This is a genomic window from Paenibacillus sp. NPDC058174 (genome assembly GCF_042883865.1).
Lineage (GTDB): Bacteria > Bacillota > Bacilli > Paenibacillales > Paenibacillaceae > Pristimantibacillus.
In genome coordinates this window covers 133563-156279 of record NZ_JBHVUY010000006.1, presented here as the reverse complement: position 1 = coordinate 156279, position 22717 = coordinate 133563, and the positions used below count along the sequence as shown (strand labels likewise).

The following is a 22717-nucleotide window of genomic DNA, read 5'->3' as shown; positions in this document are numbered from 1 at the left end:
AAGGCCCCTTATTTAAACTGGAGTTTCCCTATTCAAATAAAATAAAATAAAGAAAAGGGAGATGATTCGGTATGGGTGGCAAAAGACTGAAAGAAGAAACACGCATGAAAATTGTTCGAGAAGCGTTAGCTGGCATTAAGATTGGGGTACTAGCACGCATGTATGACGTTCATCCAGAAAGCATACGTTTATGGGTCAGGGATCATCGCGATTCCGTTCCGCCAGAGGAAATTCCTCAGACCGATGAATATGTACAAGAAGTTCAACGCCTACAGGAAGTAGAAGAACGATATGAGAAAGCTATTAAAGCACTTGGTGAGAAGGAGCTCGAAAACGAAATTCTACGGGAGCTGCTAAAAAAGAAAAACCCTGCTTATCTGAAAAACTTGAAGTAGCCGAAGTATTCGTTAAGCAGGGTATAGCCGTGGCCTGGGTTCTACGCGTACTGAATATAGCGGAATCTACGTACTACGATCGTAAGAAGCGTGCAGCTCAAGCCGGGGGCGAGGATCATCCTCTCTCCCCTTCAAAAGGACGTCCTGTACCGGGATACTCCTTAACCGTCACTGGTGAGCAAATTCATGATGACCAAATAAAAGAATGGCTGCTGGAGCTTCTTGAAGGTGAAGAGCATGTCTATGGTTACAAGCTTTTAGCAAAATGCATACGAGATCGGTCTGGTCTCATCTTGAACAAGAAAAAGGCGTATCGTCTGTGCAAAGAGTTAGGTATTCTTCAAAAACCGAGGGAACGCGTTCAAACGCATCCCCGCAGACTGCCGCGGAATCGGGTTGTTACCGGCTCGAATCAGCTGTGGCAGATGGATATTAAGTATGGCTACGTGATCGGACAGGAACGTTTCTTTTTCGTACTGAGCATCATTGATGTGTTTGATCGCGTCATCGTGGGGCAGTATCGCGGATCGGCCTGTGAAGCGAAACATGTCGTTCAAACACTAGGACGGGCGTTGGCGTCCCGCATTCAAACAGGCGAAGCCATGCCTGTCGTTCGGACGGATAACGGTCCACAGTTTATTAGTAAGCTGTTCGGTGATACATGTGAGAGCATTGATTTGATCCATGAACGTATACCACCGCGGACACCGGACCTGAATGCCTACATCGAATCGTTTCACAGCATACTTGAAAGGGATTTGTTCCGGAAACGAGTGTTTATGACTTTTGAAGAGGCGTATGAAGCCCTCGATACGTATATGGATTTTTACAATCATCGCAGGATGCATGGAAGTTTAAAACAGATGCCGCCAGTTGTGTTTTCGAAGTGGATCAAGACACAGGAGGATGCTTCGGCTTTTCACAAAGCCATGTAATAGCATGAAATAATGAGCTTTTCTTCAAGCACCTGTTATTTGTAGGGTAAAACTCCGGATTACGGGGGTCTAACCGTTTTTGCATTTTGAAGCCTGTTTTGAGCTAAAATCCAGCAATCAAAATGCACTTTTGCATTTTGACACCTGTCTGTTAGAGACTTCATGAGGCACAACCGAGCTGCTATAAAAGCAACTTTGATTAATTCTGATACCGCCTGCTGGCTCCAGCTATTACCGCCACACAGCGCGCGCCACCCGACTCGAGGTACCATCACGCACGTCTGCGGCCAAACCCCGAGCGCCTATTCCCTTACCCGCTTATCAAGCTGCTGCAGCACGTCTGCGTCGACCGTCCGGCTGCCGATTGCGCCGTGGAACACTTTGCCCTGCCGCTCGCCGTGATAGTCCGAGCCGCCTGTCACAAACAGGCCGTAGCGCTTCGCCATCTGTACATAACGCGCTTCTGCCTCGGCATCGTGATCTGAATGATAGGCTTCAATGCCTTCAATGCCGCGGCGAACTATCTTCTCAACCAGTTCATCATCGCCGTATAGTCCCGGATGCGCGATGACGCTCGTTCCGCCTGCTTCCTTAATCCATTCTATCGCTTCAAAGGGATGAAGCCGGGGCGGATTCACATAGGCCGCTGCGCCTTCCGCCAAATAAAGATCAAACGCTTCTTTCATCGTTGCTACGACGCCTTTATTCAACAGCACCGCTGCGATGTGAGGACGGCCTATGGTCTTTCCGGCAGCCCTGTCCGAAACGTCACTCTTGCCCTTGGCAGCGCCATCTCCCTCTAATGACGCAGCTTGTATCACTTCATCCATCGTGATAGACACACCGAGCTGTACCAACCGCTCAACGATCATTTCATTGCGCTGGTCTCTTGTGCCGCGCAGTCCGGCAAGCCGCTCCTGCCATAGCGCATCACGCCAATTCGTGTAGTACCCGAGAATGTGAATATCACGCCCCTCGGCAACTGTGCTCAGCTCTACCCCCGGTACGACGGTTATACCGATTCGTTCCCCTTCGGCAATCGCCTCTTCTACGCCCGCCATCGTATCATGGTCGGTAATGGCGATCGCCGCCAATCCTGCCTCTTTTGCCAGCCTTACATTAGCAGCAGGCGGCCGGGTGCCGTCCGACGCTGTTGTATGCGTATGCAAATCCGCTTTTCCGTTGCTTGCTACAGCCATTGTTGCAGATCCCTCTCTCTCAAAAAGGTTAGAAACGTCACCGCAGAAATCGGCAGCACAGCCGATTTCAGATAGATGGAATAAAACTGCCGTCTGAACCTTACGTTATGGATCGGTACGATATGAAGAAGTCCAAGCGCTACCTCATGTTTGACTGAGGATGCCGACAGAAAGGAGATACCCAGCCCCGCTTCAACCGCTGATTTGACTGCGCCAGTGCTTCCCAGCTCCATAACAATTTTCAGATCGGCCGGGTCGATATTTTTGCGCTTTAGCTGCTCCTCCATAACAAGACGGGTTCCCGAGCCTTGCTCGCGGAGAACGAACGGATAATCCGCAACCTCGTCCAGCATAACGTCCGTACGCCCGGCTAGCGGATGGCCCTTGGGCACAATCAGCTTCAGCTCGTCGCTCATCACCGCTTCCATATGCATATCCGGATGGTTAACCGGCGCCTCAATCAGACCGAAATTCAATTGATGATTCAAAATGTCTTCCATAATCTGTGCCGTATTTATAACTTTCATGCTTATTGTAATATGAGGAAATTCCGTGCCAAAAGGCCCAAGAAGCCGGGGCAAAATATACTCGCCGATCGTCAAGCTTGCACCAAGCTGCAGCTTTCCTTTCAGCTGCCTCGTAAACGTTGACATCGCCTGATCGGTGTCACGAATAAGCTCGATACTGCGCCGGGCGTAAGGCATCAGCGCCTTGCCGGCTTCCGTCAAATCGATTCGCTTCGTCGAGCGGAGCAGCAGCTTTGTCCCGAAATAGTCTTCAAGCGACTGCACTTGCATCGTTACGGCAGGCTGGGTCATATGCAGCGCGCCTGCTGCCGCCGAGAAGCTTCCCCGTTCCGCAACCGTGTAAAAAATATGCAGCTGATGAAAATTAAGCGCCATCTGTGCGACCACCCTCTCTTATGACGCCTATTATACTACAAGGCCGCAAATAGGCGAATCAAAAAGGCGTGACCCGAAAAAATCCGAGTCACACCTTTATAATATTTATACATTTTTTAACATTTATTTTCGTTTTCTGCTGTTCTTCACTAATGTCATTCTTCTGGAGTGGCGCAGCCAGGAATAGTAAGATTTCAGATCCCGCAGTTCAATCGTTTCCGACATTCGTCCAAGGAAAGTAACGATAATCATTTTATGTAGCGGGTTTCCGAGCAGGTCCGTATCATTCTCCGACACCGTAAACTCGGCTACAAACACAAGATCGTCATCGATTAAATAAACGTCCTGTTCGTTGCGGTAATAGGGCTTAACCCGTTCTTTCTTCAGGCATTCCCAGAGAAATTCTGCAATATCCTCATACCCGGTCTTCTCGGTTTCTACGCGATCAGACCAACGGCTCCTCGCGTGGTTCGTGATGACGATGTCCGCTACTTTTTTATCGCCCAAATCGATATAAAATGTTTCGTAGGTGTTCCATCTTTTAGTCACTTTGTCCTTCATTACAAACCACACCCCTTCCAAAGAACCAGGCCTATTTTACTATTATTTTACCATGATTGTCCGATTTTTCAACATTAAAATAAAGCCGCACCAATATTGTAATAAAATGTAATTATATGAAAAAAGAAGACGGTTTTCCGGCAATCTTTCACCTTCAAACCGTCTTCCTGTTGTTACTGTACGATTACTACATGCTGTAAAAACGCGTTTTGTCATCGTTATCTTTGGTGTACTCGGTCTTAAGCTCATTACGGTAGGATCGTTCAATCTTGCGGACAAATGGAAGACGCCCGATGCTGCGCACTGCATCCTCCGCCCGCTCTGCATTCATGTACATGACGACATAATGCATTTTGCGTGACATATAATGGACCGTGCCATATTTATCTAAGTTTCTGGCCGCTTTCAGATCGCTGACCCAAATGATATATCCCGTTCGTTCGGCTAACAACATCTCTTCCCTCCGTAAGATCTTTTCAACTTCGGCTGCCAGGCAGCTTTCCTTCTAGCCGCAGCCGCCGCTTCCACAGCCGCAGGAACCGCCGCTTCCGCAACCCCCGCCCTTACCAGTGCCTTCGTTGCTCGGGACCTTGATCGTCTCCGAAACCGATTCCGCGATAAGCCGCGATACTTCAAACAGCATCGTATCGACTTCCTGCTCAGCCGCCTTGAACTTGGCGACAGATTCTATCTCGTCCAGTTCGCGCTGGATTTCCTTCACTTTCCCCCTGGCAGCGTGGAAATCAGGATGGAAACGCCCGAACCGCTGGCATTCCTCATAAAGCTCCCTCGCCTTCGCGAACTCTTTCATCTTCTGCTGCACCTGAACATCACGGTTGACAGCATCTTTCCAATATAAATATTCGGCAACCTCCGCCGATTGATTGATCGAATCGCCCAGCTCATACGCGCTAAGCAGCAGCGACGCCATATCGAGCGAAGAAACGCCGCTAGCATCGTACGATTGTTCTGGCGTGTAGGCAGAAACCCTCATAGCATTGGGCATTTATTCACCTCTTCTCAATTCGCTTACTTCATTACTATCATATCATAATACTTAAGCGAATAGATACCATTTTACAGAAACCCGTTCATGCCCGGCAGAACAAGCTTCATTTCCTCCCACATATCGGGGGTCAGCGTTACCTGCCGCTGCCGCTCTTCCTCTCGAAGCCAGCCGGACACGGCCCAGCCGCTCCCCTCCTGCTCCAGCTTGTCCGGCACGAATGCGAGCAGGTCGCCTGCTATCCTCAGTTGAACCGGCGAATGCCAGGACAATGCACGCTCCAGCATTTCTTTTTTCGTAGAGTGATGATAGGCGCGAAACTGCTTCACCCAGCTTACAGGGACGCGCTCCAGCTCGGGAAAAGGCTGCTGCAGGCCATCCTCCTCAAGCAGCTCGAAGCGCTGCTCCAGCCAGCCATTATACAGCATTCCTGAAGATGGCCCCGGCGGAATGGTCTCCTGATATCTTCCTTCCAGGTTAACGTCCAGAATAGGAAAACTTCGGGACGGCTCTGGTAAAGAATTCGATTCTGACTTTAATTCGGACTTTAATTCTGGCTTTAATTCTAAATTCGTCCCTGACTCTATTTCCGGTTTGGATTCGGTGAGCCTTGGCTCACTCCCTTCATTCTGTCCGGAAGAAAACGTCCAGTCCTCCAAGCATGACCGGACAAGCGGCGGCAGCTCCATGCCGGAGGCCTCCTGCAAAAACAATAGAATAGATTCAAGCGTCCGCCCCTGCTTTAACGCCCTGGCTGTTGATGCTGCACTAAGCCGGTAGACGGTCAGACGGTCAGCGGAGGATACGCGCTCTCCGATAAGCTCAAGCTCCCATAATAGCGTAAAGCTGCTGTGAGGGAAGGCAATCACGTCTCCGTTGGGTTCTACGATAACAGGCGCTGAACGAAGCGGACCGGCAGAAGCTTCATGTGAAGCAGCTGCCCTGCTGCTCAGCGGCTCGATCCGCCATCGCAGCACCGGTCCGGCCGGAGATTGCGCCCGCTCCAGCCAGCCGAAAGCTAGTAAAAGCTCCACCCATTCCTCCCAACCGCATAATAAGGATAACGGCGGGGACTCCCCTCCGTGCTGCGGCCTTTGCAGCAATTCCAGCAGCTGCCCTGTCAGCTGCCTCTCTTCATACCATTTACCCGCTTCCAGACCGCTTAAAACGGCTGCTGCGTGTGCAGCGTGCGGCTTCTGGGCAGCTAAGTGCTGCATGCACCATTCATGCAGCATAGATTCACGAAGCAATGCCGGCATCCCCATCCATTCGGATAATGCCGCTGTCTGCCAGACCAGCACCTTCTGCTGAGGCACCAGCAATTCCAAGCGTCTAGCAATTTCTAGCGCCAATGCTAGTCCCAGCGGATAGCTGGCGCCTAAATCTCCGCTGACCGAACCAAGTCTCGCAAGCGGGGCATTGGCAGCAGCCAGCGGCTGACCCGCTTTTTGGACGGTTCTTTTGGCAAGCTGGCCTTTTGCCGTTAATTCCAGACCGCAACGAGCCAGCTCCGTCCATGATGCAAGCAATTGCCTGCCTAACGGCATAGCAGGCTCCTCCGCCATTTCCAGCCGTCCGTCTTTGTTTGTAATAGGAGGAACAGTAACAGGCATTACACAGTTCAGCCAAACCCGGAAACTGTCCAATGCCGTAAAATAATAACGCTCCCCCCAGCTCCGGCGGGCAGCGAACAATAAGCCGCCCTGCAGCAGCTCATTCATCCCGAACCGGAATTCCGCACGAGACAACCCTGCATCTGCCGGGCCTTCGCGCAGCAAATGTTCTTCCAGAACCGGAGCCGGGCCGTATCTGGCAAGCAGCGCTCGGAACACGGCTCGAGCTCCACTGCTTAATAACCCGGCAGCGAGCTCCATATAATGAGCATTCACGGCGGCATCCGGCCATCGCAGCCCCGCTTGGGCAGCCGGCTGCCACACGGCAGCTTCCATGAATTCCGCTTGCTTGCCGGCCGAAATCCGCTTCGACAGCTGTTTTACGTCCATGTATCAAGCGGCTCCTTTCTTCTCATTACCCTTTTTCAAGCTCGTAGTGATAGCCTTGCTCCACCATAAAAAGCTGTCTTCTCAGCGCAAACTCCGTCTCATTCGTGCCATCGCTCACAATGGTATAGAACCAAGACTCATTCCTCCCCTGCTTGGGACGAAGAATCCGGCCGATCCGCTGCGCTTCCTCCTGCCTGGAACCATAGCTTCCGGAGACTTGGATCGCAACCGCTGCATCTGGCAAATCGACAGCAAAATTAGCGACCTTCGATACAGCCAGCACCGGAACGTCGCCAGCCCGGAAGCGGTCATAGAGCTGCTGCCGCTCCTGTATCGGCAATTCGCCAGTTATGACCGGAACGTCCAGCGATTCCGCTATCCGGTGCAGCTGCTGCAAATACTGGCCGATAATGAGTGTGGGAGTACCTTCATGCCGTTGAAGCAGCCGCTTGATCACTGCGAGCTTGCCGGGATTCTCGGAGGCGAGCCGAAGTTTGGCTTTATTTTCAGCGCTGTGGTACAGCTCGTTAATGCCCTGATCGAGAGGGACTCTAATTTCTGTACAAGTAACAGCTGCGATATGCCCCCTCGCTTCCACCGATTTCCACAGCAGATCATACTGCTTAGGCCCAACCAGCGAAAAAACATCCTCCGCGCAGCCGTCTTCGCGGACCAGCGTTGCCGTTAAGCCAAGACGCCGTGTCGCCTGAATCTCCGCCGTCATTCGAAATACGGGAGCCGGCAGAAGATGAACTTCATCGTAAATAATGAGCCCCCAGTCCCGCTCCGAAAACAGCTTCATATGACGAAACAGCTCATCTTTCGATTTGCGGTGGGTCAAAATCTGATAGGTTGCGATCGTGATCGGCCGAACCTGCTTGGTCACCCCTGTATACTCGCCGACATCGGAGGATTGCAGTGTCGTCTTGTCCAGCAGCTCTTCCTTCCACTGCTTAACCGACGTGGCATTAGAGGTTAATATGAGCGCTGCACTCCGGTGCTGGACAAGCGCTGCGATACCAACGATCGTCTTCCCCGCTCCGCAGGGCAATACGATGACGCCGCTCCCGCCTTGAACCGTTCCTTCCCTATAAAAGCGCTCGACGGCTTGCTGCTGATAATCCCGCAGCGCAAAAGGCTTGCCCTGCCGGGTCGCTGATCTTAGCTCTACCGTCAATGACTCGCCCGCATGGTATCCCGCCAGATCGACGACCGGGTATCCTAACCGGGTCAATTCCTGCTTCAGCATCCCCCTGTCTTCGGGGCGCACCTCCAGCTCTTCGCTGCCCGCTCTCGTCTTGCGCCATGGCTCCAGCTCTTTCTTTTCCAGAAGCTCATCCAGAAGCTCCGAGCTCCCGCAAAGCAGCAGCCGTTCGTCGCGATGTTCCATACGCAGCTTGCCATAGCGGTCCATTAATCTTCTAATGCTCGATTCCGCGAAAGCCGGCAAGCCATAGCGCCCGTAACGGGTTAATACTGCAATTGCATCATCTGCTCTCATACCTCCGGCTGCGGCATTCCATAAGGTTAATGCAGTCATCCGGTAAGTATGCCAGTTGCCGGGCCTCTTCAGCATTTCCGCAAACAAGCCAAGCTGATCTCTCGCTTCCTCAGACATAGGGTGCATATTATCGAGCAGCACCGTCATATCCGATTGTATAATGAGCGGTCCGTCCTGACTTTCCAGCATGGCGATCCCCCGTTTCTTCTTCATCGTATGGTCTAGGAAAACTCTCCGCTGCTGTCTCACTTCTAATTATGAAGCTATCGGACCGTTTTTATGCTTTGCTGCACACAAAAAGAAGAACAGGAGCATACCGACCTCCGCGTTCGGAATACTCCTGTTCTTCTATAGTATGGCAGTTGCTCAATGATGTGATAGCTGCCCCGTATCAGCAGCCTGTTCGGAAATTTCGCTTAAGGATTCCCCTGCTTCGTGAACGAATATATCGCGAACGGCCAAATCTCCAATCGCCACTATACCGATCAAATGGCCATCCTCAACGACGGCAAGCCTGCGAATTTTGTTATTCGCCATTATTCTCGCCGCTTCATCTGCAGTCTCCTCAGGACTAATCGTCTTCACCTCTCGGGTCATCACCGTCGCTACCTCCGTAGAGCCGGAATGCTTCTCCGCATAACCTCTGACGACCAGATCGCGGTCCGTCACGACGCCAATCAGCTTGGAGCCTTCTACAATGGGAACGAAGCCGATATCATGACGCTTCATTAATACGGCGAGCTCATACACGTTGTCCTGAAGCGTCGCCGTGACACAATCAGTGGACATAAGCTGCCTGATCGATCTGTTGTTCAACTGGCAACCCTCCTAAGGTTGATAAGGTCATATCGCCCTTAACTTACCCTAGCGGCTGCCGAGCCATTCCTCGGCAAAACTTTCCGCCATGCCAATCAGCATCTCAGCGGAATGTATCATGGCACGCTCATCCAGATCAAATTTCGGATGATGATGCGCATAGTTGGCTCCCGTCTCCTCGTTGCGAGCGCCAACGAACATAAAGCAGCCAGGCTTTTCTTTCAAATAGTAGGCAAAATCTTCTGCCGCCATTACCGCATCAGCATAAACGGCGGCAGAGCTGCCGAACAGCTGCTCGGCTACATCCAAGCAGCGTGCCGCTTCCCGCTCGTCATTGACAACTGGCGGGTAACCGATCCGAAGGTCGAGCTCATAATCTGCCCCGTACATTTCACAGGTCGAGTGGATGACAGCTTTCAACCGATTATGAATAAGCGTCCTTGTCGTTTCGTCAAACGCACGAACCGTCCCTTTCATACGGCAGCGGTCAGCAATCACGTTGTTCGTCGAGCCTGCTTGGAACGAGCCGATCGTCACGACAGCCGGTTCAAGCGGATTCACGCTTCGGCTAACGATGGACTGTACGGCTTGTACGAGTGCTGAGCCAACCACGATTGTATCTACTGTATGATGCGGCATGCCGCCGTGACCGCCCGCACCGATAATATCGAGGGTAAACTCGTCGGCGGAAGCCATGAATGCGCCTTCCTTGGTCGAAATCTGACCATATGGCAGCGGCGACCAGAGATGCACGCCATAGATCGCATCTACGCCGTCTAGTGCACCATCTCTAATCATGTTCAAAGCGCCGCCAGGCGTTACTTCTTCAGCAGGCTGGAACAGAAAACGTCTTTCACCGGCTAGGCTTGCCGCCTGCTCCTGATAGAAGCTGGCCGCAGCAAGCAACGCAGCTGTATGGCCGTCATGCCCGCAAGCATGCATGACGCCTGGAATTTTGGATGCATATTCGCAATCTTTCTCATCTTGAATCGGCAAGGCATCTATATCGGCACGGAGGGCGATGGCTGGTCCGGACAATGCTCCTCTGACCGTAGCAATGAGGCCGTATCCCCCAACCCCTTCCCTCACCTCGCAACCGAAAGCTCTTAATTGTTTGGCAATCCATTTCGATGTTTCTGTCTCCTTATAAGACAGCTCCGGATACTGATGGAGATATCTGCGCCACCGGATCATGTCCGGGTAAAGACGCTGCAGCCGTTCATGACGTTCGCCGCTTGTCTTCATTTTCTGCAAACCTCCTTTTCATTCCATTTTACCAGAAGCGGGCGCCAAAGAGAAAGCGGATTATCGCATTGCTGTCCAGCTTTCCTACATTTCGTCAATCTGTCACGTACATTGCAGATTATAGGACGGAGTAAGGGTTGCACAGACTGGGGAAACATACTATCATGGGAAAAGAATGTACAAAGTACGTCCAATTCACCTACGCTTACGAATTATAAGGAGGAACTACAATGATTATTAACAATACAGGCCTTGACGGTGTTCAAAGCGAGCTCTCGCATTTGGACGATTCCGCGGAGCAGCTCGGCTTCGTTCGTTGGCAATGGGAATACTACCGCGCTACATACGATTTGAAACTGGAAGACCGCGCGACCAACTCTGAATACTTCGTGCGCATCAACACACGTGCCGTAGAAGGCAAGCTTGAGAACCCGCATGCCGTATTGGCTATTGAAGCCTTATACATTGGAAAAGCAACGTTCCCGCACGGCATGGAATACGAATCCCCAATTCCAGAACCGATTATGAGCATCGCGAATCAGAAGCTGGAACAGCTGAAGCAGCTGCTTGCGTAATATGGGAAACACGCAGAACGGCAGTCGTGGACGACCAGACTTTCTGCTTCTCATCCTTGCGATACTGCTAGCCGGCTTTGGGCTCGTGATGGTATTCAGCGCGAGCTCCAACGTCGCCTTAGTTGCTCAGAAATTCAACAATGATGCTTTCTATTTCCTTAAGAAACAACTGCTATGGGCGGTATTAGGCGTGTTCGCGATGCTGTTTCTTATGAACCTGCCTTATAAGTTCTATAAGAAAGGCTTCATCTTCCTGTTCATACCTGTGCTGATCATGCTTATTATCGTACCCTTCACGACCCCAATCAATGGTGCGAGCAGCTGGCTGCCGATCGGGCCCTTGCGCATACAGCCTACGGAGTTGGCCAAGCTGGCGCTTATTTTGTATCTGGGCTCGCTGATATCCAAGAAGGACGAGAAGTTTCGCGATTTCAAAAAAGGGCTGCTGCCTGTTCTTATCATCGTCGGCTTTATTTGCGGCCTCATCATGCTGCAGCCGGATCTGGGCTCTTGTATGATATTGGCGGCTACAGCAATCGTTATGATTATCGCAGGCGGCGCCAATTTAAAGCACATCTTTATGGCAGGCTCGATTATCGGTATTATTCTGACGGTGGTTGTAAGTCTATCGATGGCCTTCCAGCCTCCTGAAGTTTGGGCATACCGGATCGCGAGGTTTACCGCCTACCTCGATCCATTAGCGGATAAGGAAAACACAGGCCTTCAGCTCGTTTCTTCCTTACAGGCGCTTGGACACGGCGGGTTTACCGGAGCAGGATTTGGGGAAAGCGTTCAGAAGCTTCACTATCTAACCTATCCGTACAATGATTTTATTTTCTCCATCATTGCGGAGGAATTCGGTTTCCTTGGCTCGGCCTTATTTATTCTGACTTACCTGCTGTTCTTATGGAGAGGCTTGATCGTTGCACTGCGCTGCCCTGATCAATACGGTACGATCGTTGGCGTCGGCATTGTCGCCAGCATTGGCATCCAGGCGTTCATCAACATCGGCGGTGTCACCGGAACGATACCGTTAACGGGCGTCACCTTGCCGTTCATCAGCGCCGGGGGCACCTCATTATTCGTCTGTTTGATGAGCGTCGGCATCCTGCTTAGCATATCGCGAGAGCATAACAAGCAGGAACGTCCAAAACGGCCGAGTCCAACCGTAATGAGAAGCCGGATATAAAAAAGGTATCTTCCGATTTAAGACGGAAGATACCTTTTTTTCATGACATTTAAAATGAATTAGGGGCTTGTGGAACGATTCTTTGTCATACCGCAAGCCCTGCTAGGAAACACTATTTGAGCCGGTTTGATTCTTCCGTTGTCTCTTCTTCCTTAAAGGCTACGCCTTCCACCTTTACGTTCACTTCGACGACATGGAGGCCGGTCATATTTTCAACGGATTCACGTACATTGAGCTGAAGTTGGCGGCATACCTCTTGAATGGGAATGCCATAATGGACGATAATACGAAGATCAATCGCAGCTTCCAGCTGGCCGACTTCCACCGAAACGCCCTTTTGCACATTTTTCCCGCTCAGTCGTTTAGCCAATCCTTCGGAAATCCCGCCGGACATCGCGGCAATTCCCGGAGTCTCTAGTGCTGCGAGTCCCGCAATCGTTGCAACTACATCGTCTGAAATACGGATAATGCCGGTTTGAAGGTCCTCGGTCATGTTATTCACTCCTCAATTTGCCATATATGTTCATTGTACTGGATGGCAGGCGCGGAAGCAACAAAAGAGCGGCTTCAATCCGCAATGCTTAGGAAAAAGTTTACATGTTTCATTTTTTTCGATATATTAATTACAGTTTTCAACATCTATCATGCAAAGGTGGCATTTTTCGTGAGACAGAAATTGTTTTTCACCGGATTGATCGTAATGTTTGCGCTAAGCGCAATCGGCCATTTCGCCGGCTTCGACATGACGCTTCAATTCATCATCTCCGCGATTGCAATCGTGTTCGTTGCCGGCTTTCTCGGCAAAGCGACCGAAAGCGTAGCGCATTACGCGGGACAAAGGCTCGGAGGCTTTCTTAACGCCACCTTCGGCAATGCAGCAGAGCTTATCATCGCGATTTTCCTTGTAAAAGAAGGATTATTCGACATGGTGAAAGCGAGCATCACCGGTTCGATCATCGGCAACCTGCTTCTCGTTCTAGGCCTCAGCCTTTTCGCTGGCGGACTGAAGTACAAGCAGCAGAAATTCAACAACCAGCTGGCAGAACACAATTCGACACTAATGATTATGGCGGTTATCGGATTGTTCGTTCCCGCAGTATTTGTCGGAGCAGAGCATTTCTCGCTTACCAAGAACCATTTCCTGAGCTTGGCGGTGGCCTGCATTCTCATCGTCTCTTACCTGCTCTGGCTCGTGTTCTCCATGATTACCCATAAAGACGTTCTTTCCGATAAAGACATGAACGCCGATCACGGCGAAGAGCCCGCTTGGTCCAAGGGTACTTCCATCATTTTACTGGTCGTCGCAACGGTAATGGTTGCTTTCACCAGTGAATGGCTTGTACATACGCTGGATACGTTTACCGAGAGATTTGGCTTGTCTCAGCTGTTCGTCGGCGCCTTCGTTATTGCCATCGTCGGCAATGCGGCCGAGCACAGCGCTGCAATCATGCTCGCTATGAAGAACAAAATCGGCGCAGCGGTCGAAATTGCCATCGGAAGCAGCCTGCAGATCGCATTGTTTGTCGCACCGGTGCTCATTTTGGTCAGTACGCTGTTTGGCGACACGATGGATATTATTTTCACCCCGATCGAGTTGACCGCGATAGGCGTGTCCGTATTTATTGCCAAGTCGGTATCGAGAGACGGCAACACGAACTGGTATGAAGGCTTCCTGCTGTTAATGGTCTATATCATTCTGGGCTTTGCCTTCTATCTCGTTTAATCGGATTCGGGCAAAAAAAAGGAGTAGGCTCCAACTGGAGTCTACTCTTTTCTATTCAACGCTTCATACAGCTGCGCCAAGTTGCGCTCAAGCCTGCTCAGCATTTCCTTCCCGCTTGGCTCGGTTATGAGTCCCGCACGCACTGCAAAATCAATCTCGCGCGAGAATCCGTACATTTGCGTATCCAAAACCTCTTCGTACAGCGGACATTGACGGGTCGTCAAGTTCTCCATCTGAACTTCGATCAGTTTCTCGATTTTGCTGGCATCCTCCATAAGGAGACGCAGCGCCTTCTCATGCAATTGGACCGTGACTTCCGGTGAAGACATCGTTTTCCCCCCTGTGCGTGTACCCGCCGTCGTCTATACCTTTTATATTAGACGAAAAAGAGCCAATACACAAGGACAAAACAGAAAAGCGCCTTTTCAAATAATTGAAAAAGCGCTTCTCTATTTTTTCGGAACGGTATCTACTTGATACACGGCTTCCAAAACGTGTCATTTAGCAAAATGCTATTCGCCTACCACTGTAACATTTAGATCATGCTTAGCAAATACCGCCGCCATAGCTGCTTTCGCTTCTTCAGCGTCCGGTCCATGTACATGCAGCTCGTACGAATGTCCGCCTACCAAAGTTGTGAACAGCCCAAGAATACTTTTAACGTCGATATATTTACTGTCGGCTTGCAGAACGATTGAAGAGCGGAATTGGCTAGCCGCTTGGGAAATTTCTACGATAGCTGCGTTGTTGGACATGGGGAATCCCTCCAGAAATTTTAGTAAAGCTTTCCTTAGCAATCATGATAACCCGAAAAATCATATCCGACAAGGGGCAAAATGAAAAACGCTTCTATTTCATTTATTTCAAATTTTCGGAATTTAATCCTTGGAGCTCAGGAAGTACAAAAACGCCGTCCTTGCGGATCAAAACATCGTCGAAATAAATTTCTCCGCCGCCGTAATCGGGACGTTGAATGAGCACCAGGTCCCAGTGAATCGACGAACGGTTGCCGTTGTCCGTCTCCTCATAAGCTTGCCCTGGCGTAAAGTGCAGGCTGCCGGCAATTTTCTCATCAAACAGAATATCATTCATCGGATGCAAGATGTAAGGGTTAAAGCCGATAGCGAACTCGCCAATGTAACGGGCGCCTTCATCAGCATCCAGTATTTCGTTCAGACGCTTCGTATCATTGCTCGTCGCCTCGACAATTTTGCCGTTTTCAAACGTAAATGAAATGTTCTGAAACGAAACGCCGGAATAGACGCTCGGAGCATTATAGGTAATTTTACCTTGAACGGAATCCCGAACAGGAGCGGAAAATACTTCGCCGTCCGGAATGTTGCGGTGTCCCGAGCACTTTTTAGCACCAATTCCTTTAATCGAGAACGTAAGATCAGTGCCCGGCGATACGATGCGGACGCGATCCGTCCGCTGCATCAACGCTTGCAGCGGGTCCATCGCACGATCCATTTTCGAATAGTCCAAATTGCATACGTCAAAATAGAAATCTTCGAACGCTTCCGTGCTCATTTTGGCTAATTGGGCCATCGATGGATTAGGATAACGAAGCACGACCCATTTCGTCCGTTTTACGCGTTCTTCCATATGTACCGGATTCATATACAGCTGATCATACAATTTCATTTTATCGTCAGGCACATCCGCCATTTCATTCGCGTTCTCGCCTGCACGAACACCGATATACCCTTGCATTTGCTTCATTCGCTCCAGATCGAGCTGTCCCCACAGCTCAAGCTGCTCCTTCGTGGCATGCTTCAGCATCGAACGGAGTACGGAACGGTCGCTCGTCTCAACGAACGGTCTGCCTCCCCGCTTTGTCACTTCCTCAATCAAACATTTGGCGAGCTCCCGCTCCCCTCCGATCATATCAATCAGGACATTGTCCCCCGGCTGAACATCAATGGAATAGCCCGCCAGATTACTGGCCAGTTTTTGCAGTCTTGGATCGCGCATAGCGATTACCTCCTCGTTCTCTTCCTTACAGCTCCGAAACGGTTTACAGGCCGCTCCAGAATCCGTTCTATCGTATCATGACCGGTCGCTAGCCGTCTATTTCACGCTAGCTGGAGCAGCAGCCTTTCCGTCAAAGGAGCCAAATTGCATCGTAGTCTTTCGCATCTCCTCTTTTGGCTTCGTATCCTTTATATAGGTAAGAACAGACTGCTCCTCCATCGATAGCGGTACGAGGCTGCTCGCATCGATTACGATCTGATACTCCGAGCGTACCCGCAGCGTTTGCAGCATCGCAGAAAGCTGCGTGCGCGACTTGTTCAGCTCATTCAAATACGCCTTGCGGTATTCGTTTTGTTCAATTGGCGCCCCGCTCTCCAATTTATCAAGCTCACCAGTCAGCTTCCGCTTCCACTTCTCGCTCGCTGCTGCTTCGTCTGCCTGCACACGCAGTCTGACCGTTTTCCCCGTTCCTTTAGGAGATGATGTATTTGCCGCATTTTGCATAATTTCAATATGTTTATGGTCAGCTTGTATTTCCTTCAGGAGATCGACAGGATTCCAAGTTACCCCGTCGTCTGTTTTGGCTTTTATCGTTTCATGACCAACTACTTGTCCTTGAAAGCTTCTGGGCTCATGTGACCAGCCCTCCGCGGTAGACACCGTGGTTTGTCCTTTATATGCAAAATTATCGGTTGCTGCCAGTCCGGCAATGGACAGTGAAAGCCATTCCTCCGGGCTGCGTTCGCCCCTCAGTCCCGCGCATCCGGCCAGCAGCAGCATGACCAGTGCGATTAGTGACGCTCGAATTGCTGCTGTTGCATTCGTTCTCCTAGCTGCCATAGCGGCATTCCTCCTATCGTTTCAATAGCGTTAGCGTCTCCTGTACCTAAGGTGTTTTATTCCCGTCTGGCCGGGAAGGCCATTTATGGACAAAAAAAAGCATGAAACGCTCTTTGCGCTTCATGCTCTTCTTTCGTTATAAGCATCTATTAATATGCCGTTAGTTAGCTTGCCCCACGAATATACAGTTCCGCCCATGATGCTTAGCTTCATATAACGCCATATCCGCCCGATAGAACAAAGACTCTACGCTAATCTTCTCATTCTCGAAGGTCCACTCCGATACGCCGCATGAAACGGTAACAACCGGATCCGTCTCTTCCTCGACATGAGAGCGTATGCGTTCAGCGATACGGAACGCCTGCTCTGCCTGAATGCCCGGCAGATAGACAGCAAGCTCCTCGCCGCCCCATCTTGCCGCAATATCGCCTTGGCGAATCGAAGCGCGAATGATGTTGCTCACCTGCACAAGAATACGGTCCCCGACCTGATGGCCAAACGTATCGTTAATGCGTTTGAAGTGGTCAATGTCTACTAATATAAGGGCTCCCAGCGGATCTTTGCGCTGCCGGTTCTGAATTTGCTCATTTAAGTAATGGCGGGCATGCAGTCCGGTTAAATTATCGGTGATGACCATCCGCCGCACCTCGGCATGAAGCGATGCATTCGTAATTGCCAGTCCGATATGCGTGGACATCACCTGCAGCAGCTTATAATTGTCATAGCTGAAGAAGTTCGCTGTCTTATGCGTGACGAAGATGACACCCGCTACTTCGCCATCTACCAATATCGGAGATGCAATGAGCGATCTTGAGCCAGTGTTGTCCATTAGCTTGGAGGTAACGACCCGGGTATTCCAATAATCCGATATGATGAGCGGCTCCTTCGTCCGATGAACGATGCCGCAAAAGCCGTATTCCGGTGAAAACTGCTCGCTCGACATGTCAGGCACGTTGCTCGACATCACGATGAACTGGTTTTTCTCTTTGTTTAATTGGAGCACGCAGCAGAAATCCGCTTCGAATATGTTGAGAAGCTCCTTCGTTACGAACTGAAAAATTTCCTTCAGGCGCAACGATTGATTAAGCCGCTTTGCAAGCTCATTGATTAGGCGCAATTCATTAATGAGCAGATTGGACTGCTCGTACAGCTTCGCATTCTCGAAAGCCGAGCCTGCGGTATCCGCCACCAGAAGAAACGCCGGCAGGTCTGAGACATCCCACCGCTGGGCTTCCATTGTAATGAACAAGACGCCATATGCGGCTTGCTTGCCCGTCATTGGCATTGCGATCCGCATCATCCCGTTGCGGTCCAGCTCATTCACCGGCCGCCCTTCAAGGAAAGCTTTGGCGATAAGGTCATGGGCCGTATTTTTAAATACGAGCGGCTTCACTCTCGGATCTCCGTTCAGGTGATCCTGTGACAAATAGAGATGAACCTCTGAGGTAGGATACAGTTTCTCCAGACTCATCAGCATCTGTGACAGGACAGAGGTTACGTCGGTCTGGTCATACAGCTGCTTGGCGACCCCGAACAGGGCGTCTCTGCGGTTGAGCTCCTTTTCCGTACGCTGCTGCTGCAGCAGCAAGTCCTTCACATAAAGCTGCTCGAATCTCCGATAGAAACAGCTGCGGAAGTGCAAGGCACTTAGCTTCGCCACCGATTGGCTCGGATCCGCCGCTGTTGAAACATGGATAAAAACGCAAAATGGGCGTTCTTCCGAACGCTTCATAACCGGTACTGCGCTCGCATAAAGCGATCCCAGCGATTCCGTCTCGATTGAGCCAGACTGTTGAACAGCTGCTGCCAGCCTATCAGTCAAGTCTTGCACAACCGCTGTCTCTGATTTATTCAAGCCGCCTACGATGCCGATACTCTTCAAGCTCCAGTCATAAAGGGCAAACGAACCTTCTGCCAGCAGCAGCTTGTCCGTTTCTTTATGCCATAACGCAAAGCTGTCTGAAAGTATCGGCGCCAAATATGGTTCATCTGCGCTAGTCATATCTTCCTCTTCGAACCAGATCGACGAATTCATCTCCACTTCAAGATGAGCTGCCGCAGCAGATTCATCTTGAAGTGAATGGTTTTCATTATAATCTGCCATCAGCAACACCCAGCCCTTTCGCACGTATAACAAGGAGATGAGCATTCAATCATCAATTCATACAATAATTTCATCATACTGTATTTTTAAGAATATTGCACTACTCTTTCCTATAATTAATAGGCCTTTAGACACTATGTCGAACAAGGGTTGCTGAGGACTGTGCAATCTTGACAAATAGGGGGTATTTCATTTAATATTTATTGTTGAATGCATGGGCGTACTGGTTTTGTGTCACCCTCAGAAATACGTTCGCTGATATTCCAGCGGCTGAACTGATTATCAGGCTCCGGACTCATTCCGGGCATAGGGCGTATTCGGCGAAACACAACCCCATTCTCAAAAATCCCATTTGATGAAGGAGTTACACTACGTATGTCACGTTATACTGGTCCTAAATTTAAATTGAGCCGCCGCCTCGGCATTTCCCTGAGCGGAACTGGCAAAGAACTGAAACGCCCATTCCCTCCAGGTCAACACGGCCCGAACCAACGCAAAAAAATGAGCGGATACGGCATCCAATTGGCTGAGAAGCAAAAGCTTCGCCACATGTACGGCTTGAACGAAAAACAATTCCGCAACCTGTTCGACAAAGCGGCTAAAATCAAAGGTATTTCCGGCGAAAACTTCATGATTCTTCTTGAAAGCCGTCTGGACAACCTGGTTTACCGTCTGGGTCTTTCCAACTCCCGTGCAGGCGCACGTCAGTTGGTTGCTCACGGTCACGTTACGGTTAACGGCAAAAAAGTCGACATCGCTTCCTACACAGTATCGACTGGCGACGTAATCGGCCTGCGCGAGCGCAGCCGCAGCCTGAAAACGATCAAAGAAGCAATCGAAGGCCGTCACCACATTCCTAACTACTTGGAATTCAACGATCAAGCAATGGAAGGCAAGTTCATCCGCCTGCCAGAGCGCGCTGAGTTGTCCCAAGACATCGACGAAAAACAAATCGTCGAGTTCTACAGCCGTTAATAGCTGCTGCAGATCAGAGAACCCCTACAGCCTGCAAAGGCTCGCGGGGTTCTTTTTTTGCTTATTTATAGGAATTACCTATAAAGTAAATAATCTTTATATATTTCACTTCTTATGTTCTTGTATGCCACAATAAGGGCATCAGAAACAGAAGGAGCGATAATCTATGACATCCGTACAGCAATGGAACCCTGATTCCTACGATCAGCATCTCGCATTTGTATCTAAGTTTGGCCAAGGTATTATGGAATGGTTGAATCCGCAGGCTGGCGAACGTATTCTTGATTTGGGCTGCGGGACCGGCGACCTTTCCGCTGTACTTGCTGAAAAGGGAGCTAACGTAAGCGGAATTGACTATTCAGCGGAAATGATCGCCAAAGCGAAAGAGAAATACCCGACAATTCCTTTCTCTGTCGAAGACGGACAAAACTTTACTGTAAATGAGCCATTTGATGCGGTATTCTCGAACGCTGCCCTGCACTGGATGAAGAGCAATCCTTCAGGCGTCATCGAATCGGTATGGAACAGCCTCCGCAGCGGCGGCCGATTTGCCGCAGAGTTTGGAGGAAAAGACAATGTTGAAGCCATTGTGAGAGCGATTAGCGAGGTATTGCCGAAATACGGTATAGACGCCGAACCATTGAATCCCTGGTATTTCCCCTCTATCGGCGAGTATTGCAGCCTTTTGGAGCAGCAAGGCTTCCATGTCCGCTCCGCAGAATTGTTCAGCCGGCCGACCGAGCTGCCTGACGGAGATAAAGGGCTGCTTCACTGGCTCTCACAATTCGGAGATGCTTTCTTCCACACCTTGAATAACTCCGATAAGGAACAAGTCATGCAAAATATTAATCGCTTATTCCGGGAGCAGCAGCAGCTGCAGGCCGAGGAGAATGCCGTTGCCGATTATTACCGCATCCGGGTGCTGGCGTTCAAGCCTTAATCCTTCCCTTATCTAAGGACTGGGCATTTCAACTGGGTTGAAATGCCTTTTCTTTTCTTTTCATTATATAAACCCGGTTATCCGCCGGCATTGAAGCAGCCATAGCTTTCCATCTGCCAAGGTCCATTCCATATCGATGTCGGGGCCAAAAGTTTGCTCGCAATTTTCAGCTAGACCGTTCAATTGACTGCATTGCTTGGCGGTCAAGCTCAGCGAATTTGAGATAATGTCGTCAAGCTTATGTTCAATGATGCCTTCACATGGACCAAATCGAATGGCAATCTCCTTCAAACCAGTCGTCGATTCCGTCATTTCCCCGCTTCGGTTCATTCTGAAGCAATCCGGCGTCACATATCCCGAAGCAACCGCTTCGCCAAGTCCCCAGGCCGCCTCGATTACCCGTTCATCCGCATACGTAACAGGGTTTCGTGTAAACAAAATTCCCGACACATCGGAATTGATCATTTGTTGAATGATTATCGCTATTTGTACAGATGCATCGCTGTCATCTATCGTTGCGACCCCCTCTGCTCTTCGGATGTAGCTATTCAAGCGTTTAGACTGCGCCGACTCCCAAATATAATGAATCGCTTGCTCAACACCTTTAACGGTAGTAACGTTTAAACAGGAATGAAACAATCCGGCATAGCTGGACTGCTCGCCATCTTCTTGAATAGCAGATGATCTGACAGAAACGGAACCTAATGCGTCTAACATCGAACGAATATCACCTTCTAAATTAAGCTCTCCTTTCACAAATTGCACAACAATTGAAGCCGACAGCACATACCCCTTAGGCACTGGCAAACCGTGTTTAACAGCCGTACCCAGATTCACCGCTTTACGCCCGTACATCTCAACCTCAGCCGCCTCATATAAAGGTATCGGTTTCATTCATTAGCACATCCCATAACGATGCCGGAAATCGCATCTATACGAATTTTTTGCCCGTTCTCAACAACTTCCGTTGCATTTCCGCACCCGACGATACAGGGGATGTTAAACTCCCTCGCCAAAATAGCCGCATGACACACAATGCCTCCACGATCCGTCACAAGTCCTGCAATGAATGGAGCCACCTCGATAAAATCAGGCGTCGTCATCGTCGTCACTAGAATGTCTCCATTCCTTACGTTCACAAGCTCATCCTTGTGCAATATGACTGCTGCTTTTCCTTCGGCACGACCGGAACTGGCAACCTTTCCGCTCGCAAGAAATAACTCTTCAGCAGCGATACGATCATTTGCAGGTTCTATTGCTTGCCGTTCGTTCAAGAGTGTCCGAAGCTCCTTGCTCCAAGGCGCCTCATTGGCGTATTTCCCGATTCCTTTGCCTAACGTTGCATACAAATGCAGTTCATATATCGCCCGGTCAAAACACAAAATCAAATCGGATGCCGCGAGCTGATCCTGCTTAGCAAGAACTTTAATATAGCTGCTCTTATATTGGGGAATATGCTCAATAAAAATTTCTAATACCGGTGTTGTCTGTGCAATGGCTTCACGCATTTGTAATTCCAGCAGCGACGTCCTTTCAAGCTGGTACTTGTAAATTTGTTGGTAGGCATCCCGCACCAGCGGTTTAAGCTGTTCAATCTCATTCTGATACCAAATTCTAACTCTGTTGAAAACAACCATCTCCTTATCTCAAGTAAATACAAAAAAGCCACCGCAAACATGTCAGTGGCTTTTTTAATGCAAGGAATTACTCTATATTTCAGAGTAAGCCTGCATACATATAAAGCCCTGAGGACAGATTTATCCTCAGGGCTTATTTCGACATAAGCGAATTAGTTAAAAAATAACACCGCGAGGACCCGATATGAAGTTATTGA

At 50.0% G+C, this 22717-nt stretch carries 24 protein-coding genes; 7 read left to right on the top strand and 17 right to left on the bottom strand.

Going from position 1 to position 22717, the window contains the following annotated elements; translation table 11 throughout:
- Nucleotides 1–71 precede the first annotated feature (71 nt).
- Together ACFVVF_RS23975 and ACFVVF_RS23970 are read left to right on the top strand one after the other, a co-directional pair.
- Nucleotides 72–395, top strand: coding sequence for a transposase (locus tag ACFVVF_RS23975; RefSeq protein WP_387814992.1), 324 nt, complete (start codon nucleotides 72–74; stop codon nucleotides 393–395).
- Nucleotides 396–424: 29 nt separating this feature from the next.
- Nucleotides 425–1330: an IS3 family transposase gene (locus ACFVVF_RS23970; RefSeq protein ID WP_387814991.1), complete on the top strand. Its 906-nt coding sequence runs from the start codon at nucleotides 425–427 to the stop codon at nucleotides 1328–1330.
- A gap of 302 nt (nucleotides 1331–1632) precedes the next feature.
- On the opposite strand, the gene ACFVVF_RS23965 is transcribed toward ACFVVF_RS23970, so the two are convergent.
- The 9 genes from ACFVVF_RS23965 to ACFVVF_RS23925 form a co-directional block, all read right to left on the bottom strand.
- A complete protein-coding gene (locus ACFVVF_RS23965) occupies nucleotides 1633–2529 on the bottom strand; it encodes a PHP domain-containing protein (protein ID WP_387814989.1) in 897 nt (298 codons plus the stop codon).
- A complete protein-coding gene (locus tag ACFVVF_RS23960; protein WP_387814987.1) occupies nucleotides 2520–3431 on the bottom strand; it encodes a selenium metabolism-associated LysR family transcriptional regulator in 912 nt (303 codons plus the stop codon). The genes ACFVVF_RS23965 and ACFVVF_RS23960 overlap by 10 nt, the downstream gene beginning before the upstream one ends.
- A gap of 123 nt (nucleotides 3432–3554) precedes the next feature.
- On the bottom strand, nucleotides 3555–3992 hold the full coding sequence (locus ACFVVF_RS23955) for a hypothetical protein (RefSeq protein WP_042160090.1): 438 nt from the start codon (nucleotides 3990–3992) through the stop codon (nucleotides 3555–3557).
- A gap of 187 nt (nucleotides 3993–4179) precedes the next feature.
- A complete protein-coding gene (locus ACFVVF_RS23950) occupies nucleotides 4180–4443 on the bottom strand; it encodes a YlbG family protein (protein WP_202903132.1) in 264 nt (87 codons plus the stop codon).
- 54 nt (nucleotides 4444–4497) lie between these two features.
- Nucleotides 4498–4986 (bottom strand): YlbF/YmcA family competence regulator, encoded by a 489-nt coding sequence (locus tag ACFVVF_RS23945; RefSeq protein ID WP_387815092.1) that lies wholly within the window; start codon nucleotides 4984–4986, stop codon nucleotides 4498–4500.
- An 83-nt stretch (nucleotides 4987–5069) separates the two neighbouring features.
- A complete protein-coding gene (locus tag ACFVVF_RS23940) occupies nucleotides 5070–7001 on the bottom strand; it encodes a helicase-associated domain-containing protein (RefSeq protein WP_387814984.1) in 1932 nt (643 codons plus the stop codon).
- Between the two features lie 25 nt (nucleotides 7002–7026).
- Complete coding sequence (locus ACFVVF_RS23935) at nucleotides 7027–8715, bottom strand: DNA repair helicase XPB (RefSeq protein WP_387814983.1); 1689 nt, start codon at nucleotides 8713–8715, stop codon at nucleotides 7027–7029.
- Between the two features lie 153 nt (nucleotides 8716–8868).
- A complete protein-coding gene (locus tag ACFVVF_RS23930; RefSeq protein ID WP_387815090.1) occupies nucleotides 8869–9291 on the bottom strand; it encodes a CBS domain-containing protein in 423 nt (140 codons plus the stop codon).
- Nucleotides 9292–9366: 75 nt separating this feature from the next.
- A complete protein-coding gene (locus ACFVVF_RS23925; RefSeq protein ID WP_387814981.1) occupies nucleotides 9367–10563 on the bottom strand; it encodes a M20 family metallopeptidase in 1197 nt (398 codons plus the stop codon).
- Between the two features lie 230 nt (nucleotides 10564–10793).
- On the opposite strand from ACFVVF_RS23925, the gene ACFVVF_RS23920 reads away from it, so the two are divergent.
- Entirely contained in the window at nucleotides 10794–11138 is a 345-nt protein-coding gene (locus ACFVVF_RS23920; protein WP_387814979.1) for a YugN family protein, read from the top strand.
- Between the two features lies 1 nt (nucleotide 11139).
- Entirely contained in the window at nucleotides 11140–12327 is a 1188-nt protein-coding gene (ftsW, locus tag ACFVVF_RS23915) for a putative lipid II flippase FtsW (protein ID WP_387814978.1), read from the top strand.
- A 112-nt stretch (nucleotides 12328–12439) separates the two neighbouring features.
- Here the strand turns inward: ftsW and ACFVVF_RS23910 are convergent, their stop codons facing one another.
- Nucleotides 12440–12820: an Asp23/Gls24 family envelope stress response protein gene (locus ACFVVF_RS23910; protein ID WP_387814976.1), complete on the bottom strand. Its 381-nt coding sequence runs from the start codon at nucleotides 12818–12820 to the stop codon at nucleotides 12440–12442.
- 171 nt (nucleotides 12821–12991) lie between these two features.
- Here ACFVVF_RS23910 and cax point away from each other — a divergent pair, with 171 nt between their 5' ends.
- A complete protein-coding gene (cax, locus tag ACFVVF_RS23905) occupies nucleotides 12992–14050 on the top strand; it encodes a calcium/proton exchanger (protein WP_387814974.1) in 1059 nt (352 codons plus the stop codon).
- 41 nt (nucleotides 14051–14091) lie between these two features.
- Here cax and ACFVVF_RS23900 read toward each other — a convergent pair whose 3' ends face one another.
- From ACFVVF_RS23900 to ACFVVF_RS23880, 5 genes are all read right to left on the bottom strand, one after another.
- Nucleotides 14092–14379 carry an Fpa/YlaN family protein gene (locus ACFVVF_RS23900; protein WP_042160078.1) on the bottom strand — a complete coding sequence of 96 codons (288 nt, stop codon included), beginning with the start codon at nucleotides 14377–14379 and terminating at the stop codon, nucleotides 14092–14094.
- Between the two features lie 183 nt (nucleotides 14380–14562).
- On the bottom strand, nucleotides 14563–14805 hold the full coding sequence (locus ACFVVF_RS23895; RefSeq protein ID WP_042160076.1) for an HPr family phosphocarrier protein: 243 nt from the start codon (nucleotides 14803–14805) through the stop codon (nucleotides 14563–14565).
- Nucleotides 14806–14908: 103 nt separating this feature from the next.
- Complete coding sequence (locus ACFVVF_RS23890) at nucleotides 14909–16024, bottom strand: aminopeptidase (protein ID WP_387814971.1); 1116 nt, start codon at nucleotides 16022–16024, stop codon at nucleotides 14909–14911.
- Between the two features lie 96 nt (nucleotides 16025–16120).
- Nucleotides 16121–16864 carry a hypothetical protein gene (locus ACFVVF_RS23885; protein WP_387814969.1) on the bottom strand — a complete coding sequence of 248 codons (744 nt, stop codon included), beginning with the start codon at nucleotides 16862–16864 and terminating at the stop codon, nucleotides 16121–16123.
- Nucleotides 16865–17024: 160 nt separating this feature from the next.
- Complete coding sequence (locus tag ACFVVF_RS23880; protein WP_387814967.1) at nucleotides 17025–18968, bottom strand: sensor domain-containing diguanylate cyclase; 1944 nt, start codon at nucleotides 18966–18968, stop codon at nucleotides 17025–17027.
- A 375-nt stretch (nucleotides 18969–19343) separates the two neighbouring features.
- Between ACFVVF_RS23880 and rpsD the strand changes: the two genes are divergently transcribed.
- Both rpsD and ACFVVF_RS23870 read left to right on the top strand, forming a co-directional pair.
- A complete protein-coding gene (rpsD, locus tag ACFVVF_RS23875) occupies nucleotides 19344–19943 on the top strand; it encodes a 30S ribosomal protein S4 (protein ID WP_188892931.1) in 600 nt (199 codons plus the stop codon).
- A 166-nt stretch (nucleotides 19944–20109) separates the two neighbouring features.
- Nucleotides 20110–20883 (top strand): class I SAM-dependent methyltransferase, encoded by a 774-nt coding sequence (locus ACFVVF_RS23870; RefSeq protein ID WP_387814964.1) that lies wholly within the window; start codon nucleotides 20110–20112, stop codon nucleotides 20881–20883.
- Between the two features lie 63 nt (nucleotides 20884–20946).
- Here ACFVVF_RS23870 and ACFVVF_RS23865 read toward each other — a convergent pair whose 3' ends face one another.
- Complete coding sequence (locus tag ACFVVF_RS23865) at nucleotides 20947–21777, bottom strand: PEP/pyruvate-binding domain-containing protein (RefSeq protein WP_387814962.1); 831 nt, start codon at nucleotides 21775–21777, stop codon at nucleotides 20947–20949.
- Nucleotides 21774–22520 carry a PEP-utilizing enzyme gene (locus tag ACFVVF_RS23860; RefSeq protein WP_387814960.1) on the bottom strand — a complete coding sequence of 249 codons (747 nt, stop codon included), beginning with the start codon at nucleotides 22518–22520 and terminating at the stop codon, nucleotides 21774–21776. The genes ACFVVF_RS23865 and ACFVVF_RS23860 overlap by 4 nt, the downstream gene beginning before the upstream one ends.
- Between the last annotated feature and the right edge of the window lie 197 nt (nucleotides 22521–22717).

Coding starts and splice junctions, on each gene's coding strand:
- ACFVVF_RS23920 (WP_387814979.1), top strand. CDS start 10,794: ATGATTATTAACAATACAGGCCTTGACGGTGTTCAAAGCGAGCTCTCG.
- ACFVVF_RS23895 (WP_042160076.1), bottom strand. CDS start 14,805: ATGTCCAACAACGCAGCTATCGTAGAAATTTCCCAAGCGGCTAGCCAA.
- rpsD (WP_188892931.1), top strand. CDS start 19,344: ATGTCACGTTATACTGGTCCTAAATTTAAATTGAGCCGCCGCCTCGGC.
- ACFVVF_RS23885 (WP_387814969.1), bottom strand. CDS start 16,864: ATGGCAGCTAGGAGAACGAATGCAACAGCAGCAATTCGAGCGTCACTA.
- ACFVVF_RS23935 (WP_387814983.1), bottom strand. CDS start 8,715: ATGAAGAAGAAACGGGGGATCGCCATGCTGGAAAGTCAGGACGGACCG.
- ACFVVF_RS23930 (WP_387815090.1), bottom strand. CDS start 9,291: ATGTCCACTGATTGTGTCACGGCGACGCTTCAGGACAACGTGTATGAG.
- ACFVVF_RS23955 (WP_042160090.1), bottom strand. CDS start 3,992: ATGAAGGACAAAGTGACTAAAAGATGGAACACCTACGAAACATTTTAT.
- ACFVVF_RS23900 (WP_042160078.1), bottom strand. CDS start 14,379: ATGTCTTCACCGGAAGTCACGGTCCAATTGCATGAGAAGGCGCTGCGT.
- ACFVVF_RS23965 (WP_387814989.1), bottom strand. CDS start 2,529: ATGGCTGTAGCAAGCAACGGAAAAGCGGATTTGCATACGCATACAACA.
- ACFVVF_RS23925 (WP_387814981.1), bottom strand. CDS start 10,563: ATGAAGACAAGCGGCGAACGTCATGAACGGCTGCAGCGTCTTTACCCG.
- ACFVVF_RS23865 (WP_387814962.1), bottom strand. CDS start 21,777: ATGAAACCGATACCTTTATATGAGGCGGCTGAGGTTGAGATGTACGGG.
- ACFVVF_RS23945 (WP_387815092.1), bottom strand. CDS start 4,986: ATGAGGGTTTCTGCCTACACGCCAGAACAATCGTACGATGCTAGCGGC.
- ACFVVF_RS23880 (WP_387814967.1), bottom strand. CDS start 18,968: ATGGCAGATTATAATGAAAACCATTCACTTCAAGATGAATCTGCTGCG.
- ACFVVF_RS23910 (WP_387814976.1), bottom strand. CDS start 12,820: ATGACCGAGGACCTTCAAACCGGCATTATCCGTATTTCAGACGATGTA.
- ACFVVF_RS23960 (WP_387814987.1), bottom strand. CDS start 3,431: ATGGCGCTTAATTTTCATCAGCTGCATATTTTTTACACGGTTGCGGAA.
- ACFVVF_RS23975 (WP_387814992.1), top strand. CDS start 72: ATGGGTGGCAAAAGACTGAAAGAAGAAACACGCATGAAAATTGTTCGA.
- ACFVVF_RS23860 (WP_387814960.1), bottom strand. CDS start 22,520: ATGGTTGTTTTCAACAGAGTTAGAATTTGGTATCAGAATGAGATTGAA.
- ACFVVF_RS23890 (WP_387814971.1), bottom strand. CDS start 16,024: ATGCGCGATCCAAGACTGCAAAAACTGGCCAGTAATCTGGCGGGCTAT.
- ftsW (WP_387814978.1), top strand. CDS start 11,140: ATGGGAAACACGCAGAACGGCAGTCGTGGACGACCAGACTTTCTGCTT.
- ACFVVF_RS23870 (WP_387814964.1), top strand. CDS start 20,110: ATGACATCCGTACAGCAATGGAACCCTGATTCCTACGATCAGCATCTC.
- ACFVVF_RS23940 (WP_387814984.1), bottom strand. CDS start 7,001: ATGGACGTAAAACAGCTGTCGAAGCGGATTTCGGCCGGCAAGCAAGCG.